We start from the raw sequence: 18,237 nt of genomic DNA on the forward strand, positions 1-18,237 counted from the left end.
ATATAAGGTGCCTGCTTTTTTATTGTTGAAAGCGCTTTATTTTTCCCCTACAATAGATGAAAACGGCGTGTAAGGGAGGAGCGATCAAGGAAATGAATTCGGTCCCAAACGATTTGCAAACCTGGAAACGTTTTGTGAAAGACGGTGTGCTTGACGAAGCCCGATTAAGAAAACGGATTGCCGAGTCATGGCATCGCTGCAAAAAAGCTGAGGTCAATCCTTATTTAGAAAAAGGCCCGAAGGTTTTACAGCAAACGGAGCTGGATCAGCAGTCAAAAAAACATTCATTCTTCTTGACGACCGCAAAGCCTTACCTCGAAAAACTGCTGCCTGCCATAAAAGAAATGGAAATGATGGCGCTGTTAATTGATTCAGACGGTGTTGTTCTGGCATTGGACGGCCATCCCCGCGCGCTCTATGAAGCCAAACGCATCAACTTTGTTGAAGGGGCATGCTGGACGGAAACGGCTGTCGGAACAAATGCGATTGGCACAGCGCTCCACATCAGCGAGCCGGTTGCGATACAAGGATCAGAGCATTACTCCATTGCTTCCCATCTTTGGAACTGTTCAGCCGCTCCGATTCACCATGAGGATGGCAGCCTTGCGGGTGTGATTGACATATCGTGTCCGGCGGCAGGCGCTCATCCTCATATGCTCGGTATTGCCACTGCGATCGCCTATGCAGCTGAACGGGAACTCGCAGCAAAAAGCCGTGAGAAAGAGCTCGAGCTGATCAGCCGTTTTGGAGAGAGGGCTGCATCCAGTGTGCCGATGGTGCTATGCAACAAGCAGCACATCATCAGTGCGAGCATACCGATTCGAACCTCAATGCCTGATTGGCAGGGCCGGCACCTGTATGAGTTGAAGGAACGTGGCTACTCAATCGAAAAAGCTGTCACCATAGGAGATGGCGGCACTTGTTTTTATCTTTCGGAACATAAGAAAAAGAAGGTGTTTCGATTCAATGGAGTGATCGGGCAAAGCGGCCGATCGCAAGCGATGCTGATGAACCTTGAACGTGCAGCTGCGGCAGATGCAACGGTCTGTTTGTCGGGTGAAACTGGTACGGGAAAGGAAGTCGCGGCTCGCGCGATTCATGAGAACAGTGAGAGACGGCACGGTCCGTTTGTTGCTGTCAATTGCGGAGCGATTCCGTCTGATTTGATTGAAAGCGAACTGTTCGGATATGCAGAGGGCGCTTTTACGGGAGCGAAACGAAATGGCTATAAGGGCGCCTTTCAAAAAGCGAATCAAGGCACATTATTTTTAGATGAAATCGGAGAAATTTCCCACTCGATGCAGGTTGCGCTTTTACGAGTGCTTCAGGAACGCAAGATAACGCCAATCGGCGGGACGAAAGAAATTCCGGTTGATATCAGAGTTATTGCCGCCACACATTGTGATTTACGCGAGCTTGCTGAAAACGGAAAAATCAGAGAGGACTTGTTTTACCGTCTTCATGTCTATCCAATTGAACTCCCTCCATTACGCGATCGCACCGAGGATATCCCGGACCTCTTTGAGTACTACAAACAGAAGAATCATTGGCCAGGCGAACTTCCTTCTGATTTTTGTAATGTGCTGAAGCAATGGAAGTGGCCGGGAAATATTCGCGAGCTGTTTAATGTATTTGAACGTCTTTCTATCAGATTTCCGGACGGCAAGCTGAGGGATGAACCGCTACCCGCTTTACTGGAAGCTGCTGGATTGCCGGCCAGCTCTTCAGAAAAAAAGCCGGCTGCTGCCGGAGTGCTTACTTTTCGTGAGCAAATCCAAAAGGATATGATGATCAAAGCACTTGAATCTGCAAAAGGAAACGTCTCTCAAGCTGCCAAAATCAGCGGGATCCCCCGTAGCACTTTCTACAAACGCCTGAAAAAATTCAACTTGTCCGCTGAATCATAAAGCATACTTCCTTCAGGAAATGGAAACGTTATGTATTGAAGGAGGGTGTTTACGATGAATATTCAAAGGGCGAAAGAAATTGTAGAATCTCCCGATATGAAAAAAGTAACATACAACGGCGTTCCTATATACATTCAGCACGTGAATGAAGAAAACGGAACAGCAAGAATTTATCCGCTTGACGAACCGCAAGAGGAGCATGAAGTGCAGCTGACTAACTTAAAAGAGGATTAAACAAAAATGGCCCGCTTCATAAGCAGGCCATTTTGTTATCCGCGCGGCGCAAATAAAATAACACAGACACCGATGAGACAAATGAATGCGCCGATCCAGTCATACAGATCAGGTGTTTTCCGGTCAACAAGCCATCCCCACAGGACAGCAAGCACGATGAATACTCCGCCATAAGCGGCGTATACACGGCCGAAGGAAGGGAAGGACTGAAACGTCGGAAGAATGCCGTATACAATGAGGATCAGCGCCCCGGCGATTCCGTAGCCGGCTGGCTTTGCCTCTCTCAGCCATAGCCAAACCAGATATCCGCCGCCAATTTCAGCAAGCCCTGCCGCGAGAAATAAAAGAATGGTAATCAGCATCATGAGCACTCCTCAATTTGCATTTATCATTCATTATAGAGGAGGAGAGCTTTTAAAGCTTCGGATGATTCTCAAATTCCTTCAAATACGCTTTTCGCTGAACCTCTGTAAATTGGCTGATCCAATTGTTTTGAGCCTCTTCATTCAAATGGGGAAGGATATAGCGTTCAACCGCTTCGAAAAAAAGCGGATTCGCGATGATGTTCCAGGTAGGGATGCGAACGATTTTCCCGTCTGTTTTCTCGATGATAATATCCTCAAAAAAGATCCCTTTCAAACTGTATTGATGACGTCCCATATAAAGCCGCTTCACCTCGGAAAACAGCACGCTGCGCTTTCTCGAAAAGATCTCGCCACTAGGTCCGGTCTTTATGCTGAAAATGACATTTCCACGGCTTGTGAACGCAGGAAAAGCCATAAAGAATGTGATCAATCCATAAATTATCGCCAGTAATCCGCCGCCCAAATAAAGCAGGGCATATTTAGATTCAAACGTGAGAGCTTCAGACACCAGCCAGACTCCCACAATAAAGGCGCCCCCTGTAGCGAGGAACAGCCATATTCTAAAAAACAGTCTGCTTTTGACCTTAATTACTTCATTGTTTTTCAATTGCTATTCTCCTTTATCGCTCTTTAGCAAAAAAGTATTCCTTTTATCACATCTTTATTTGCTGTTACGATAGAAAATTCATTTTGGGTAATACCTGTTACCAGCCAAGTATGATGGCTGCCAGGCAGAACGAAAGCCATGTCAGCCACTTCCGGGGAGTTGTCTTTGTCATAAACCAGCCGCATCAGCGTATCCATTTTTCCTTTTCGCAAAGCCAGATCATTTACAAAACGGGTAACGTCCTCTTGGTGATCATGCTTATCTAGAAACTCCTTGAGATGTGTGGGAGTGTCTGAAGCGCCCTCCAAAAGCAATTCAAATTCAGTTGATGTCAGAGAGATCAGTGATTCTTTGTGATCTTCTGCATCTATTATATTTAAAAACACGGATGTTTTAGAGAGTAATCCATTAGTTGAATCCATTTTTTTGATTCTATGCACCTGTTCATCAAACAGCAATTCATGAGAGTAAGTGCCAAACTTTGAAACATGGCAGGATATATTCTGTTCTTTGCCTTGTTCATCAAATTTGGACAGCTTCACTGTATAGTCGGCGTCGTTTAACACATGGATAAACGGACAGTATTCGTCCTTTAGCCGATATTGATGATTCCGATATTCCGCCGCATCCTTGGCTAAGAGTGAGCGGCACGCGGCTTCAAATAAGGCGCCGAGCTGTTCATCTTCTATTTCGGGAAAATAGGCTTGTTTTAAGGCCATTCCCTGTTCGAAAAACCCTTCGCTGTAAAAACAAAACAAGAGTTCTTCTATGCTGATTGTAAACTGCTTCATTGTTTATTCTCCTATCCAAATGAAAATTTCCCTTTAAGGAAATGGGTTGCGCCGTGTATGAGCGAATCCGCTGTTTTCTTTGCTTTTTCTATTCCTTTTTTCGCACTGTCTATCCCTTTATGTATCGTTTTATTCGCCGCATCTATGCCGTCATTCACTGATTTGACGACTTTGCCGGCTGATTCCAGTCCTTTTTTGGCTGTATCAACGACAGCATGGATCGGTTCTTTAAGTTTTATTGCTGCTTTTTCAGCATAGACTGATGTGAATTTTGCGATTTTTTCCCCAACAAACCCTCCTACTGCCGAACCAATTGTGCCTCCGATTACTGTGCCGACAGGACCTAACACACTTCCTACGGCACCGCCCACAACAGCACCAGCTGTGGCACCGCCGGCAACAAAAATCGTATTATTCACAGCATTCCCGACGGCCTTGGCGTTTTCACGCTTGAGAACTTCGGGTTTGTCCTGGTATTTTGCATAATTTTCAGCAATTTTCACGCCTGCTCCGAATGTTTCGGTCGCACCGGTAATCAGTGTGGCGGTAATGGCATTTCCTTTCGCGAATCTCAAGCCCGTTTTTCCCACATCCTTCAAAGTGGAGCGTACGCCGGCTTCATTAAGAAATCCTTTTGTGTAGCTTCTGACGCTGTTTGAAAAATCCACCGTGTCCTGAGGGAAGTATTTTGTAAACTTTTTATGTACCAAATCTGAAAATGGACGGTTTGTCTTTTTCAACAAATATTTAGGATTCAAAAGCACTCTTGCCGCTTTTTGATAACGTGAGCTGTCAACGGCCCTGGAAATATCCAAGAGCAGTTTTGAGTGCTGGGCTGTATGCAAGCCGCTTGGCTGTTTCACAAATTTCGTAAGCCCTAATCCGTAATATTTTCCCTGCGTCAGCATAAGGGCGGTTAAGCTTGTCATCGTACCGTATTTGTCGTAGGCATTGTAGAGCTTTCGCAAAATATCATCTTGTTCCACAAATTTATCGCCCGTTTTTCTGATGAAAATCTCATTGTCACTCAGCTTAGTGACGAGCGCTTTTCCTGAGCTCCACGCATCGCCCACTCCGGAAAAACAGCTGCTGTAGCGGGGATCGCATTGCAAAATCATCTGCCCCAGCTCCACATGCAGGTCCTTATATTTGTTTTCCATATCAGTTAATTCAGTGACTACATCATTTGCAAGCTGTTCGAGCTTATCCGGATCAATTGCAATGTTTCCTGACACACCGTTCACCTCCCGAGTTTATGTCTTTCCTCTCTTGCTTTACGCTCCAGTTCTTCCATTCTGGCAATTTCAGCTTTTCGTTCTTCTATTTTGACAGCGGCAGCCTTCAGCTCTTGGCTTGTTTCAAGCAGCTCCTGTTCGAATTGATCGTAGGCGGCTTTCGTTTCCTCGAAATCCTGGTCAAACGAATCTCTTGCTTTGCCCTGCCAAGCATCTCCCAATGCAGATAACCGGGATTCAAGCAGCATTTTGGAGCTTCTGACCTCTTCTGCGGCCGCACTGTACTTGTTTGCCAGCTCAATGACTTTATATGAGTCCAACTTTTGTCCCCTGCCTTTTCTAAATTCACGCACAATTGGATGTTTTATATAAATGATTATAAATAATTAGGCATGTATCCGAATCGTACAAAAGAACCTTTTCATAAGAATTGGAAGGGCGTATATTCACTTAAAATTCACAGTTGGTGAGACTTTAAGATTACAAAAAAGGTAAAAAAAACAAATCTCTCAGACATAAGGCAAATGAGAAATTTCCCGCTCTATGGGAAAAAACACTAAAGTTGATCAAATGACCTAAGTGCTCCAACCGTGTTACGGGACGGGCTATCTCATGGTATAAATGGAATTGTAAACGTTATCAAGGAGGTCGTCATATGAAGAAAAAATCATTCTCAATCGTAATAGCGGGCGGAGGGAGCACTTTCACTCCAGGGATCGTACTCATGCTCTTGGACCATTTGGAGGAGTTTCCGATCAGAAAGCTGAAGCTGTATGATAATGATAAGGAGAGACAGGATCGAATTGCAGGCGCCTGTGACGTTTTTATCAGAGAAAAAGCGCCGGATATTGAATTTGCAGCGACGACTGACCCGGAAGAAGCTTTTACAGATGTCGATTTTGTTATGGCGCACATCAGAGTAGGGAAATACGCGATGCGTGCGCTTGATGAGCAAATTCCGTTAAAGTACGGAGTTGTCGGCCAGGAGACGTGCGGGCCGGGCGGGATCGCATACGGTATGCGATCGATCGGCGGTGTGCTTGAAATATTAGATTACATGGAAAAATACTCGCCTGATGCGTGGATGCTCAATTATTCCAATCCGGCGGCAATTGTGGCTGAAGCTACGAGACGCCTTAGACCGAATTCTAAAATTCTCAATATCTGTGATATGCCGGTTGGGATCGAAGACCGGATGGCGCAAATTCTTGGCTTATCCTCAAGAAAAGAAATGAAGGTCCGCTATTACGGATTAAATCACTTCGGCTGGTGGACATCAATTCAGGATCAAGAGGGCAACGATTTAATGCCGAAGCTGAAGGAGCATGTATCTCAATACGGCTATATTCCGAAAACAGAGGCTGAAGCGGTGGAGGCGAGCTGGAATGACACATTCGCCAAAGCGCGTGACGTGCAGGCCGCAGATCCTGACACACTGCCGAATACGTATTTGCAATATTATTTGTTCCCGGATGATATGGTGAAAAAATCAAATCCGAATCATACGCGGGCAAATGAAGTGATGGAAGGTCGCGAAGCTTTTATTTTCAGCCAATGTGACATGATTACACGTGAGCAGTCCACGGAAAACAGCGAAATCAAAATCGATGACCACGCATCATATATCGTTGATCTTGCCCGGGCGATTGCCTACAACACAGGTGAAAGAATGCTGTTGATCGTTGAAAATAACGGCGCAATTGCGAACTTTGACCCGACTGCGATGGTCGAGGTGCCATGCATTGTCGGCTCAAATGGGCCTGAACCTATTACCGTCGGCACCATTCCGCAATTCCAAAAAGGGCTTATGGAGCAGCAGGTATCCGTTGAGAAGCTGACTGTTGAAGCGTGGGCGGAGAAATCGTTCCAAAAGCTGTGGCAGGCGCTAATCCTGTCAAAAACAGTGCCGAACGCGCGTGTGGCAAGACTCATTCTTGAGGATTTAATGGAAGCAAACAAAGACTTCTGGCCTGAGCTTGATCAAAGCCCGACCCGCATATCATAACTGAAATTCCCCCATTTTCGAATCTGTAATTGTATATAATAGAAAGAAAATGGGGGGATCTGATATGCAGCTCGAAGAACTGATCAATCAGCACTACAGCAAATTGAATGACAACGATTTTCATATTTTAAAATATATATTGAATCATAAGCACACATGCTATCACCTTGGAATCGACGCGCTTGCCAAAGCTTGCAGTGTATCGCGTTCCTCAATTTTACGGCTTGCCCAAAAGCTCGGTTTCAGTGGCTACAGTGAATTTCGCGTCTTTTTAAAGTGGGAAGATCAGCCGGAAGAAGGCGAGAGTATGAGTTTTGAAAAGCTGCTTGATGATATTGAAGCAAATTTGAAGTTCTTAAGGACAAAGGAAATGACGGACATGTGCCAGCTGATTGATGAAGCGGACCGCATTTTCGTCTACGGTTCAGGAAATGCGCAAAAGATATGCGCCCGCGACCTGCAAAGAATGTTTATTCCGCGCCATCGCTATCTTATTTTAATTGAAGACACAAATGAATTTAATTTGATGCGCGATGATTTTAAAGTAAACGATCTGTTTATCATCATTTCTCTTTCCGGAGAAACACCGGAGCTGATTCCTCAGGCAAGAATGCTTTCTGCAAAGGGTATTCCCTTTATTTCCATTACGAATTTAAAAAACAATGTCCTCGCCCAGCTGACTCCGCATAATCTTTATGCGACAAGCAAACCTGTGACATTAAGCGATAAAACGGAAATTGTCGCTTTTGCACCGTTTTTTCTCGTTGGCGAAGCATTGTTCCGCGCATATGTTGATTACAAAGAGGCAGAAAAAAATGACAATGAGTAGCAGGGGGTTCTGGTATGATGCAAAAAATTCAGCGCTTTGGAAGCGCGATGTTTGTGCCTGTTTTATTATTCGCGTTCGCCGGCATTATCGTCGGCATCAGCACGCTCTTTAAAAATAAAACCCTCATGGGCCCGCTCGCCGATCCTGACGGTTTTTGGTATCAGTGCTGGTATATCATTGAGCAGGGCGGCTGGACTGTTTTTAACCAAATGCCGCTCTTATTCGCCATCGGCATCCCGGTTGCTTTGGCGAAGAAAGCTCAGGCACGCGCTTGTTTGGAAGCGCTTACTGTTTACCTGACATTCAACTATTTTGTCAGCGCGATATTGACGGTATGGGGAGGAGCATTTGGCGTCGACATGAATCAAGAGGTCGGCGGAACGAGCGGGTTAACGATGATTGCGGGCATAAAAACGCTCGATACCAACATTATCGGAGCCATCTTTATTTCTTCGATTGTCGTCTTTTTGCATAATCGCTATTTTGATAAAAAACTGCCCGATTTTCTCGGCATCTTTCAAGGCTCAACATATATCGTGATGATTTCCTTCTTTATTATGATCCCAATTGCCTTGGCTGTGTCTTATATATGGCCGATGGTTCAATCTGGAATTGGCTCGCTTCAAAGCTTCCTGGTTGCTTCCGGGGCGGTGGGCGTTTGGATATACACGTTTTTGGAACGGATTTTAATTCCGACCGGCCTTCATCACTTTATTTACACGCCGTTTATTTATGGCCCGGCTGTAGCGGAAGGCGGGATCGTCACGTATTGGGCACAGCATCTTGGCGAATATTCGCAAAGCGCCAAACCGCTGAAGGAGCTCTTTCCGCAAGGCGGATTCGCGCTTCACGGCAACTCGAAAATCTTCGGTATTCCGGGTATCGCCCTGGCTTTTTATGTGACAGCCAAAAAGGAAAAGAAAAAACTCGTCGCAGGGCTGCTGATTCCTGTCACACTGACAGCGATTGTCGCCGGGATTACAGAGCCGATTGAGTTTACGTTCTTATTCATTTCACCTTTCTTATTTGCGGTTCACGCCGTGCTTGCCGCCACAATGTCGACAGTTATGTATATGGCCGGCGTCGTCGGAAATATGGGAGGCGGGCTGATTGAGGCGGTGACCTTGAACTGGATTCCGCTCTTTGGCAGCCATGGTATGACATATGTGTATCAAATTTTGATCGGGCTCTCGTTTACAGCAATTTATTTTTTCGTCTTCAGATTTTTAATCCTCAAATTCAATATCGCTACACCAGGACGGGAAAAGGATGAACAGCAGGAAACAAAGCTATATTCGAAAAAGGAATACAGAGAACGAAAAAACAAGGATGAAACGGCCTCCGCTGCTGAAACGGCTGATGACACCGCTTTTCTGTATATTGAAGCGCTGGGCGGAAAAGACAACATCACTGAAGTCACAAACTGCGCCACCCGCCTCAGAGTCAGTGTCAAGGATGAAACAAAGGTCGAGCCCGACAGCGTATTCCGCGCGCTTGGCGCACACGGCGTTGTCAGGAACGGGAAGGCGTTTCAGGTAATTATCGGATTAAGCGTACCGCAGATGCGGGAGCGTGTGGAAAAAATATTGAATCAATAAAGACTGCCCTCCTTTTCGGGAGGGTTTTCGTTTGCCGTCAAAAAGACCGCCATAGTAAAGTAAAGAAAGAGACAATCGAGTAAAAAGGGGTTTGGAGGCTTTTACATGCAAAAGGCTTTGTCGTTTTTAAAACCATATTCATTGCTGGCGGGAATTGCTCTGATTCTTATGTTGACGGAGCTTGCAGTTGAACTGATGCAGCCTTTATTGATTGCAAAAATCATCGACGATGGGATATTGAAGCAAGATCTGCGGCATGTATGGACATGGGGCGCGGTCATGATCGGGCTGACCGTGTTATCCTTTGCGGCGGGGATGCTGAATTCCTTTTATGCCGCCCATGTCAGCCAAAGCTTTTCCTATGATACGAGAAAAGGGCTTTTTCAAAAAATCCAGTCCTTCTCCTATTCCACATTTGGCCAGTTTTCGTCCTCTTCTTATATTACAAGGCTGACAAACGACGTCACACAGGTTCAAAATATGATTTTTATGAGTTTGCGGTTTATGCTGCGGGCTCCGTTAATGATTGTAGGCGGTATTGTGCTGTCACTCACCGTTAACGTGAAGCTCGGCTTATTTCTGCTTGTGACCATTCCGATCCTGATCTTGTTTTTGCTATGGGTATTAAGGAAAGGCGGGGCACTGTTCCGCTCAGTGCAGAAAAGGCTGGATCAAGTGAACACCATCATGCAGGAAAATTTAATCGCAATCAAGCTGATCAAAGCGCTGCTTCGCGGCAGCCACGAAGTCAAACGATTTATCAAAGCCAACACAAGGCTGATGGAAAAAACGGTTTCGGCCTTTCAGCTTGTGGAATTCACGATGCCTGTACTGATGCTGATGATGAATCTCTGCATCCTTTTGATTTTGTGGGCGGGGTCCTACAGTATTACGAGCGGAAGCACTCAGGTTGGCGATGTTGTTGCGATAATTAACTACGCAACACGAATTACAGGTGCGCTTTCGATGTTTCCGTTTTTGATTATGATTTTCACCAGGGCGAAAGCTTCAGGGGATAGAATCGGCGAGGTGCTTGAAACAGAAGGCGATGAGCGGGAGGAAGGCATCATATCCGATCGTTTGTCAGGACGGATTGAGTTTCAGCATGTATCCTTTCGCTATCCTGAAATGGACAGAGAAGCGCTCAGGAATGTCTCATTTTCTACAAAGCCAAGAGAAACGATCGCGATTCTCGGTGCGACGGGCTCGGGCAAGTCCACGCTTTTTCAGCTCATTCCGCGGCTTTATCAGCCGGATTCAGGCCGCATTTACATAGATGAAAAGCCGGTGCAAGATATTCCGGCTGAAGGGCTGCGCAGGCAAATTGGATATGTACCGCAGGAAGTCCTCTTGTTTTCCGGCACAATCAAAGAAAATATCGCTTGGGGCAAAGAAAATGCTTCACTAGATGAAATAATAGATGCGGCCAAACATGCGCAAATTCATGAAACGATTTTGAAGCTCCCAAATGGATATGACACAGTTTTGGGGCAAAGAGGCGTCAACCTGTCCGGCGGCCAAAAACAGCGAATTTCCATTGCGCGGGCACTGATTCGAAAACCGGCTATCCTTCTATTAGATGACAGCACAAGCGCGCTTGATCTGCAAACGGAGGCGAAGCTGCTTGAAGCAATCAGCACATACCATTGCACAACTTTGATCATTACACAAAAAATAACCACGGCGATGAAAGCTGATCAGATTTTGCTGCTTGAGGACGGCGAACTGATTGAAAAAGGCACTCACAGTGAGCTGCTTTCTGAATCTCAGTTATACAAGCGCATTTACGAGTCACAATTCGGAAGAGAGGGGAGCGAGTCATGCTAAAAGACATCCGCAAGCCTTTCCAATATCCCAAACTGCCAATCGACAAAAAAGAAGGAGCGAAAAAGCGGGCGAAAGCAAAGGATACAAAGGGCACACTGAGACGAATCTGGTCTTACTTGGCTGAAAGAAAAGGACTGCTCATACTTGTCATGCTGATGGTTGTCATCAGCGCCATATTCGGGCTCCTTGGCCCCTTTGTGATCGGAAAGGCCATCGACCATTTTATCGTCGGGAAAACGGTCAGCGGCTTGATTCCCGTTTTGCTTCTTCTGCTCGCTATCTATATCATTCAGTCTCTGTCGCTTTGGTTTCAAAACTATTGGATGATTACGATCTCGCAGGGCACGGTTTTCAGAATGAGAAGCGAATTGTTCACCCATCTGCATGAGCTGCCGATTCCATTTTTTGATAAACAGCGGCACGGCGAGCTGATGAGCCGGGTGACGAATGACATCGAAAATGTCAGTTCTACCTTAAACACGTCAGTCATTCAAATTTTGTCAAGCGTGATCACCTTTGTCGGGACGATTGCGGTGATGCTGTACATGAGCCCGCTCCTTACATTGATTACGCTGACCATTATTCCGGTGATGGCAGCGAGCCTGAAATGGATCACCAACCGAACGGGAAAGCTGTTTAAAGAACAGCAGAAAAACCTTGGTGATCTGAATGGGTATATTGAGGAATCTGTTTCAGGCGCAAAGGTCATCAAAGCATATTCACGTGAGAAGCAGATTACTGCTGAATTTCTCGAAAAAAACGCTGCACTCAAGACGTCGGGCTTTTGGGCGCAGACGATTTCCGGGTTTATCCCGAAGGTCATGAACTCTTTGAATAACTTAAGCTTTACAATGATAGCGGCAATCGGCGGTTTGTTTGCGCTGAAAGGCTGGATCTCGATCGGCTCCATCGTCGTCTTTGCCGAGTATTCAAGACAATTTACACGCCCTTTAAACGATCTGGCCAACCAGTTTAATACGATGCTGTCCGCAATCGCCGGCGCTGAACGGGTGTTTGACGTGCTTGATGAAAAAGAAGAGCGCGAGGATGAAAAGAACGCCGTGCATCAGCCCATCCAAACAGGCAGCATTGAATTCCGGGATGTGTCCTTCGGTTACGATAAAGGGCAGCAGACACTGAAGCATTTACAGTTTACCGTGCCTGCGGGGCAGTCCATCGCGTTTGTCGGACCGACGGGGGCGGGGAAGACAACCGTCACTAACCTTCTCGCCCGTTTTTACGAGCCTAACGAAGGAAAAATTTTAATCGACGGTACAGATATTAAAACCCTTACTAGAGCAAGCCTAAGAAAAAACATGGGGTTTGTTCTTCAGGATTCTTTCTTATTTCAGGGAACGATCAGAGAAAACATTCGCTACGGCAGGCTTGATGCTTCTGATCAGGAAGTCGAAGCCGCTGCAAAAACAGCGAATGCCCATAGTTTTATTGAAAGGCTGCCAAAAGGGTATGACACCGTGCTGACGCAAAACGGTTCGGGCATCAGTCAAGGACAGAAGCAGTTGATTTCTATAGCGAGGGCGGTGCTTGCCGATCCGGTTCTTCTCATTTTGGATGAAGCGACAAGCAACATTGATACCGTTACAGAAGTCAACATTCAAGAAGCGCTCGCCCGTTTAATGGAAGGAAGAACAAGCGTCATCATTGCCCACAGGCTGAACACCATTCAAAGAGCGGACCAGATTGTGGTGCTAAAAGACGGTGAAATGATTGAAAAAGGCAGCCATGACGAGCTGATTCGGCAAAAAGGATTTTACAGTGACTTATATGAAAGCCAATTTGAGAAATAGACCTTTGTCCTGCACAGAGGTCTTTTTTGTTACAGTTTTATAGTACTTTTATTTCATTTTCGTAAAATGTAACAAAATTACTTGACGTAAACAAGTTATGTATATATACTAGCTTACATTAAGTAAGTGATAACATTTATCAAGGAGGATAAAATGAATAAATCATTTGAAATTGGCACATTACTTTTAAGAGTTATTACAGGTATTATCTTTTTTGTTCACGGTTTATCAAAGTTTCAGGGGATGGAGGGCACCATCCAATTTTTCGGCAGCATAGGCCTTCCAAGCTTTATGGCGTATGTCATCGCAGCGATTGAACTCATTGGCGGAGTGCTTGTCTTCTTCGGATTGGCTACACGTATTGTCGGTGTACTGTTCGCTCTTACACTGATCGGCGCCATCATCACTGTTAAGCTGAAAGCGCCATTCATGGGCAATGCAGAATTTGATTACCTTCTGCTTTTGACATCCATTCATCTGGCGCTTACTGGAAGTCGATTCCTGGCGCTGGACCCATTTGTGTTTAAAGGAAAAAAGAACGAAAACGTGTCAGCATAAGAAAAGAGGCATGCAGCATGACCAGCATTCATGAGGATACACACATTGGCTATGCCAAACTCACAATTCGCAGTCTGGAGCGTTCGCTTCAGTTCTACTGTAACGTCATCGGTTTTCAAGTCTTAAAAAAGACGGATCGCCAAGCTGAATTAACGGCTGACGGGAAACGCGTACTGCTTATTCTTGAAGAAAATCCGAGCGCTGTCGTCTTGCCTGAACGGTCTGTGACAGGCCTTTATCACTTTGCGATTCTTCTTCCGGACAGGAAAGAACTTGGGATCGCGCTCGCCCGCCTGATTGAACACGGCATTGCTATCGGACATGGAGACCATGCTGTCAGCGAAGCGCTCTACCTGTCTGATCCTGACGGAAACGGCATTGAAATATACGCTGACCGCCCCCGCAGCACGTGGCAGCGTGATCAGGAAGGAAACTACGTCATGACGACAACCGCTGTTGACATTGAGGGCCTTCTGGAAGAGGCAGGAGATGAGCGGAAATCATCGCTTCCGAACGATACAATCATCGGACACATTCATCTGCATGTCAGTGATTTGAAAGAAGCAAAAGCGTTTTATACAGATGTACTGGGCTTTGACATTGTCGGAAACTATGCGGGCATGTCCGCCCTCTTCGTTTCAGCCGGGGGGTACCACCATCATATCGGCTTAAACATTTGGGCGGGAAGAAATGCGCCGCCTAAACCGACAAATGCCAGCGGACTAGACTATTACACTGTTGTCCTGCCTCACCAAGAGGAGCTGGATTTGGTGGCAAACCGAGTCAAACATGCCGGGTATTCAATTGAAGAGACGGAAAACAGCTTTCGTGTGAAAGACCCTGTTTCCGGCGCCTATATTAGATTTGTGATTTGACTGTAATCCCCTTGCCGAAAAAACGGCAGGGGGATTTTTTATTTTTGTCCGCCTTGTTATGATGAGAGAACCACCAACTTGTTAGGAGGCGTTTACATGGAACTCGATTACCTTGTGACAGGCAAAATCGCTTTAAATCAGTATGTGCATCGCTTAGAACAAAAGGATGTTTCATTTTACGTCCATTATTGGGGAGCAATGACGAACCACTATAACACACTGCTTCATAAGCATTCCTTTTATGAAATTTGTTACGTGGTAAGAGGTGAAGGATATTACCTTGAAGGCGATCGTACATATCCGCTTCGGGAACAGACGATTTTTTTGTCAAAGCCGGATCATTTGCACCAAATCAAAAGTGAAACAGGACTGTTCATTCTTTATGTCGCTTTTGAGCTGAGTGAGGATCAATCAAGCGCTGAATGGATCAACGTGATGGAAGAAGTGAAACAAAGCCCCCTTGTCACAGTGCAAATAAAAGATGGCGAACCTCCGGGCATTCTTTGGAAAACGTTAATGCTGCAAGCAACTCAGCCAGTCAATGCTTTTGACAAAGAGATCCTATCCCAATTGTCGCACGCATTGATCCTGTCATTAATCCAAACCTTTCTCCCGTCCGCCCGCCGCCCGAAAAACAAGCAGCTCATTCAAAGCTCATCTGCTTTGCTGACGGAGGTCAAACTGCACATTAAAGACAATCTGACACAGCCGTTAAAGCTGACGGATGTCGCCGGCCATTTTCATATCTCAGGCAGGCACTTATCACGTTTATTTGCAGCAGAACTGGGTGTCAGCTACTCTGAGTTTGTCCAAAATGAAAAAATCAATAAAGCCGCCGCGCTGCTGAAGTCAACGAATCTATCGATAAAGGAAATAGCAGAAGAAATAGGATTCTCTGTACATTATTTTACACGCGTATTTTCTGCCAAAATCGGCAGCTCTCCAGGGCTTTTCCGTTCCCTTTATAAAGACTCAAAAATGACCGCATTTCAAATCAATAAGCCTTTTCAAAAAATCGAACAGGCCGAGCCGCACGAATAAGATGTCCTGAAATGACAAAACAATGTCTCCATATGATAAAGACGCGAGAAATCTTGTTGTCTTATAATTTTTTAAGAAAGCGGTTTCTGTTTGAAAGCCGTCTTTTCTTAACATTTCTGTCCCATGTACATGATCGAATTGACATCGGTAATTTGCTGTACGATCGCGGATTCCTATCCCAATGAATAGACTGCGCCTGATCTACAGCTCTTGAAAATCTTTTAAAATATGTGCCTGAAACAAAAGGGCGGTCACTTGAACAGCTTGAGCATTCATTCCGCCAGTATGGCCGCCAAGCTGATCAGGAAATGCCGACTCAATTGACTCACTTATCGTAATCCGCAGAGATCAGGAGGAATCTATCTATGAAACTATCTTATGTAACAGACAGCCTAGGGCATTTGCCTTTTGAAGACATGCTCGATTTTGCTGCAGAGCTTGGGATCGATACACTTGAAATGACAACCGGGGGCTGGTCGCTTGCGCCTCACTTGAATCTTGATGAACTGCTGCAAAGCAGCGAAAAAAGAAAAGAATTTTCACAAGCGCTGGAAAAGCGGAACATGACACTTTGCGCATTAAACTGCTCGGGGAATCCTTTAGATCCAGGCGAACTGGGCAAATCGCACAGAGAAGTAACGGACAAAACGATGGAGCTGGCTGGATTATTAGGCGTCAAAAAAGTGATCATGATGAGCGGCCTGCCAGCCGGCGGCCCGGACGACAAAGTGCCGAATTGGATCACATACACAGTGAGCTGGCCTCCCGTTTTAAAAGATATCCTCAACTATCAATGGGAAGATGTTGCGATTCCTTATTGGAAGGAGCTTGTCCAAAAAGCGGAGGCCTGCGGTGTTGAAAAAATCGCGCTTGAAAATTTCAGCTCTCAATTAGTCTATAATCCTGAGACTCTCTTTCGGCTCAGAAATGCAGTCGGCCCGATGGTCGGTTTGAATCTTGACCCGAGCCATTTATTATGGATGGGCGCAGACCCGATCATCGCGGCAAGGGAGCTCGGAGAAGCCATTCACCATGTTCACGGAAAAGATGTCAGAATTGAAAGACATTTAGCTGCGGTTAACGGGCTGTTAGAAACAAAAGAAGTGACAGATCCTGCAAACCGGGCATGGAATTATGCAGCTGTCGGCTGCGGACAGGATTTACAGTGGTGGAAGGAATTTTTTTCAGTCGTAAAAATGATGGGGTACGACGGTGAGGTTTCCTTAGAAATGGAGGACTTAACGATGTCACCGGAAGCGGGCATCCGCACATCGATAGAAGCTTTAAAACAAGCCATCAGCCAATAGGAGGTTTTTCTGATGCTAAATGGAGAAAGAATCATTTCAAAACCGCTGCGCTGGGCAATGGTAGGCGGCGGGCGGCTCAGCCAGGTTGGATATAAACATCGTATTGGAGCGCTGAGAGACAATACTGCCTATCAATTAACCGCAGGTGCCTTTGATATCAATGCCGAAAGAGGAAAAGACTTCGGGGTGAACCTCGGAGTGGATGCGGAACGCTGTTATCCCGACTATCAAACAATGTTTGCGGAGGAAGCGAAAAGAGAGGATGGCATAGAGGTAGTATCGATTGCCACTCCGAACGGCACTCATTATGAGATTTGTAAGGCGGCGCTTGAAGCAGGACTGCATGTCATCTGTGAAAAACCGCTGTTCTTCACTTCAGCAGAGGGTTATGAAATTAAAGCGCTCGCAGAGAAAAAAGGGAAAATTGTCGGCGTGACGTATGGTTTTTCAGGCAATCAAATGCTTCTTCAAATGCGTGCGATGATTGAACAAGGAATGATCGGAGATATTCGCGTGGTTGACTTGCAGTACACACACGGTTTTTGTTCAGCAGATGAGGGCGAAAACATAAGCGCTGCACAGAAATGGCGTGTCGATCCCGCGATCGCCGGGCCAAGCTTTGTGCTGGGCGATTTATCTACCCACACGTATTATATGTCGCAGCTTATTATGCCGCAGATGAAAATGAAAGAGCTGCTGTGTGACCGCCAGAGCTTCGTCGGCAGCCGCGCGCCGCTAGAGGACAATGCCCATGTGCTGATGCATTATGAAAACGGGGCGGTTGGAACAATGTGGACATCATCAATCAATGCAGGGTGTATGGATGGCCACAGAATCCGGATTGTCGGCTCAAAAGCAAGCCTCGAATGGTGGGACAGCAAACCGAACGAACTGACGTATGAAGTGCAGGGAGAGCCGAGCCAGACACTCGTTCGCGGCATGCCGTATTTAGATGATGTTTGCAGCGCCGATGAACGACTGGGCGCCTTACACAGCGAAGGGCTGTCCGAAGCATGGGCCAATATTTATCTTAAATTTGCCATTGCGATAGACGCCAAAAACCGTAAAGATGAAGAAATCTTGAACAACTTGGTTTATCCTGACATTGATGCAGGGATCGAGGGCATTCGCTGGATTGAGAACTGCGTGCGCTCGGCAAACCAAGGGTCAGTTTGGGTTGAATTTAAATAAATGAGGGAATGCGCCGCATATGACATAAAGTTCATATGCGGTTTTTATTTTCCAGAAAC

Annotated in this window: 17 protein-coding genes and 2 pseudogenes; 13 read left to right on the top strand and 6 right to left on the bottom strand. The window is 45.9% G+C overall.

What is annotated here, in order from left to right:
- Window positions 1-92 precede the first annotated feature (92 nt).
- Complete coding sequence (gene acoR, locus WA279_RS14100; RefSeq protein WP_336155714.1) at window positions 93-1,907, top strand: acetoin dehydrogenase operon transcriptional activator AcoR; 1,815 nt, start codon at window positions 93-95, stop codon at window positions 1,905-1,907.
- A 54-nt stretch (window positions 1,908-1,961) separates the two neighbouring features.
- A complete protein-coding gene (locus WA279_RS14105) occupies window positions 1,962-2,141 on the top strand; it encodes a small acid-soluble spore protein H (protein WP_015383119.1) in 180 nt (59 codons plus the stop codon).
- A gap of 35 nt (window positions 2,142-2,176) precedes the next feature.
- Here the strand turns inward: WA279_RS14105 and WA279_RS14110 are convergent, their stop codons facing one another.
- From WA279_RS14110 to WA279_RS14130, 5 genes are read right to left on the bottom strand one after another with little or no spacing between them, the layout of a single operon-like run.
- On the bottom strand, window positions 2,177-2,506 hold the full coding sequence (locus WA279_RS14110; protein ID WP_010886445.1) for a YnfA family protein: 330 nt from the start codon (window positions 2,504-2,506) through the stop codon (window positions 2,177-2,179).
- 49 nt (window positions 2,507-2,555) lie between these two features.
- A complete protein-coding gene (locus WA279_RS14115; protein WP_336155716.1) occupies window positions 2,556-3,113 on the bottom strand; it encodes a YfjD family protein in 558 nt (185 codons plus the stop codon).
- A gap of 23 nt (window positions 3,114-3,136) precedes the next feature.
- On the bottom strand, window positions 3,137-3,904 hold the full coding sequence (locus tag WA279_RS14120; protein WP_336155717.1) for a hypothetical protein: 768 nt from the start codon (window positions 3,902-3,904) through the stop codon (window positions 3,137-3,139).
- An 11-nt stretch (window positions 3,905-3,915) separates the two neighbouring features.
- Complete coding sequence (locus WA279_RS14125) at window positions 3,916-5,139, bottom strand: hypothetical protein (RefSeq protein WP_141949807.1); 1,224 nt, start codon at window positions 5,137-5,139, stop codon at window positions 3,916-3,918.
- A 5-nt stretch (window positions 5,140-5,144) separates the two neighbouring features.
- Window positions 5,145-5,459, bottom strand: coding sequence for a WXG100 family type VII secretion target (locus WA279_RS14130; RefSeq protein ID WP_003243177.1), 315 nt, complete (start codon window positions 5,457-5,459; stop codon window positions 5,145-5,147).
- 335 nt (window positions 5,460-5,794) lie between these two features.
- On the opposite strand from WA279_RS14130, the gene glvA reads away from it, so the two are divergent.
- The 8 genes from glvA to WA279_RS14170 all read left to right on the top strand — a co-directional run bounded on the left by glvA (window position 5,795) and on the right by WA279_RS14170 (window position 15,680).
- Window positions 5,795-7,144, top strand: coding sequence for a maltose-6'-phosphate glucosidase (gene glvA, locus WA279_RS14135; protein ID WP_014476180.1), 1,350 nt, complete (start codon window positions 5,795-5,797; stop codon window positions 7,142-7,144).
- A gap of 64 nt (window positions 7,145-7,208) precedes the next feature.
- Window positions 7,209-7,973 carry a MurR/RpiR family transcriptional regulator GlvR gene (gene glvR, locus WA279_RS14140; protein ID WP_336155719.1) on the top strand — a complete coding sequence of 255 codons (765 nt, stop codon included), beginning with the start codon at window positions 7,209-7,211 and terminating at the stop codon, window positions 7,971-7,973.
- A 14-nt stretch (window positions 7,974-7,987) separates the two neighbouring features.
- The gene (malP, locus tag WA279_RS14145) at window positions 7,988-9,571 is read left to right on the top strand and encodes a PTS maltose transporter subunit IIBC (protein ID WP_003233606.1); all 1,584 of its coding nucleotides are present in this window, start codon (window positions 7,988-7,990) and stop codon (window positions 9,569-9,571) included.
- A 105-nt stretch (window positions 9,572-9,676) separates the two neighbouring features.
- Complete coding sequence (locus tag WA279_RS14150; protein ID WP_336155721.1) at window positions 9,677-11,398, top strand: ABC transporter ATP-binding protein; 1,722 nt, start codon at window positions 9,677-9,679, stop codon at window positions 11,396-11,398.
- Complete coding sequence (locus WA279_RS14155) at window positions 11,392-13,206, top strand: ABC transporter ATP-binding protein (protein ID WP_042978122.1); 1,815 nt, start codon at window positions 11,392-11,394, stop codon at window positions 13,204-13,206. Before WA279_RS14150 ends, WA279_RS14155 begins: the two co-directional genes overlap by 7 nt.
- A 153-nt stretch (window positions 13,207-13,359) precedes the next feature.
- Window positions 13,360-13,764: a DoxX family oxidoreductase CatD gene (gene catD, locus WA279_RS14160; RefSeq protein WP_015252533.1), complete on the top strand. Its 405-nt coding sequence runs from the start codon at window positions 13,360-13,362 to the stop codon at window positions 13,762-13,764.
- Window positions 13,765-13,781: 17 nt separating this feature from the next.
- Window positions 13,782-14,639, top strand: a complete 858-nt coding sequence (gene catE, locus WA279_RS14165) for a catechol 2,3-dioxygenase (RefSeq protein WP_336155724.1) — start codon at window positions 13,782-13,784, stop codon at window positions 14,637-14,639.
- A gap of 96 nt (window positions 14,640-14,735) precedes the next feature.
- Window positions 14,736-15,680 carry an AraC family transcriptional regulator gene (locus WA279_RS14170; protein ID WP_336155726.1) on the top strand — a complete coding sequence of 315 codons (945 nt, stop codon included), beginning with the start codon at window positions 14,736-14,738 and terminating at the stop codon, window positions 15,678-15,680.
- Window positions 15,681-15,746: 66 nt separating this feature from the next.
- On the opposite strand, the pseudogene WA279_RS20890 reads toward WA279_RS14170, so the two are convergent.
- A pseudogene (locus WA279_RS20890) lies at window positions 15,747-15,881 on the bottom strand (MFS transporter); the annotation flags it as partial.
- 23 nt (window positions 15,882-15,904) lie between these two features.
- Between WA279_RS20890 and WA279_RS14175 the strand changes: the two are divergent.
- From WA279_RS14175 to WA279_RS14185, 3 genes and pseudogenes are all read left to right on the top strand, one after another.
- Window positions 15,905-16,018 (top strand): annotated as a pseudogene (locus WA279_RS14175) (hypothetical protein); the annotation flags it as partial.
- 27 nt (window positions 16,019-16,045) lie between these two features.
- Window positions 16,046-16,987 (top strand): sugar phosphate isomerase/epimerase family protein, encoded by a 942-nt coding sequence (locus WA279_RS14180; protein ID WP_336155727.1) that lies wholly within the window; start codon window positions 16,046-16,048, stop codon window positions 16,985-16,987.
- A 9-nt stretch (window positions 16,988-16,996) separates the two neighbouring features.
- On the top strand, window positions 16,997-18,178 hold the full coding sequence (locus WA279_RS14185) for a Gfo/Idh/MocA family protein (protein ID WP_336155774.1): 1,182 nt from the start codon (window positions 16,997-16,999) through the stop codon (window positions 18,176-18,178).
- Window positions 18,179-18,237: the final 59 nt, after the last annotated feature.

Origin of the sequence: Bacillus sp. 204(2023), from assembly GCF_037027505.1 — a bacterium.
GTDB lineage: Bacteria > Bacillota > Bacilli > Bacillales > Bacillaceae > Bacillus > Bacillus subtilis.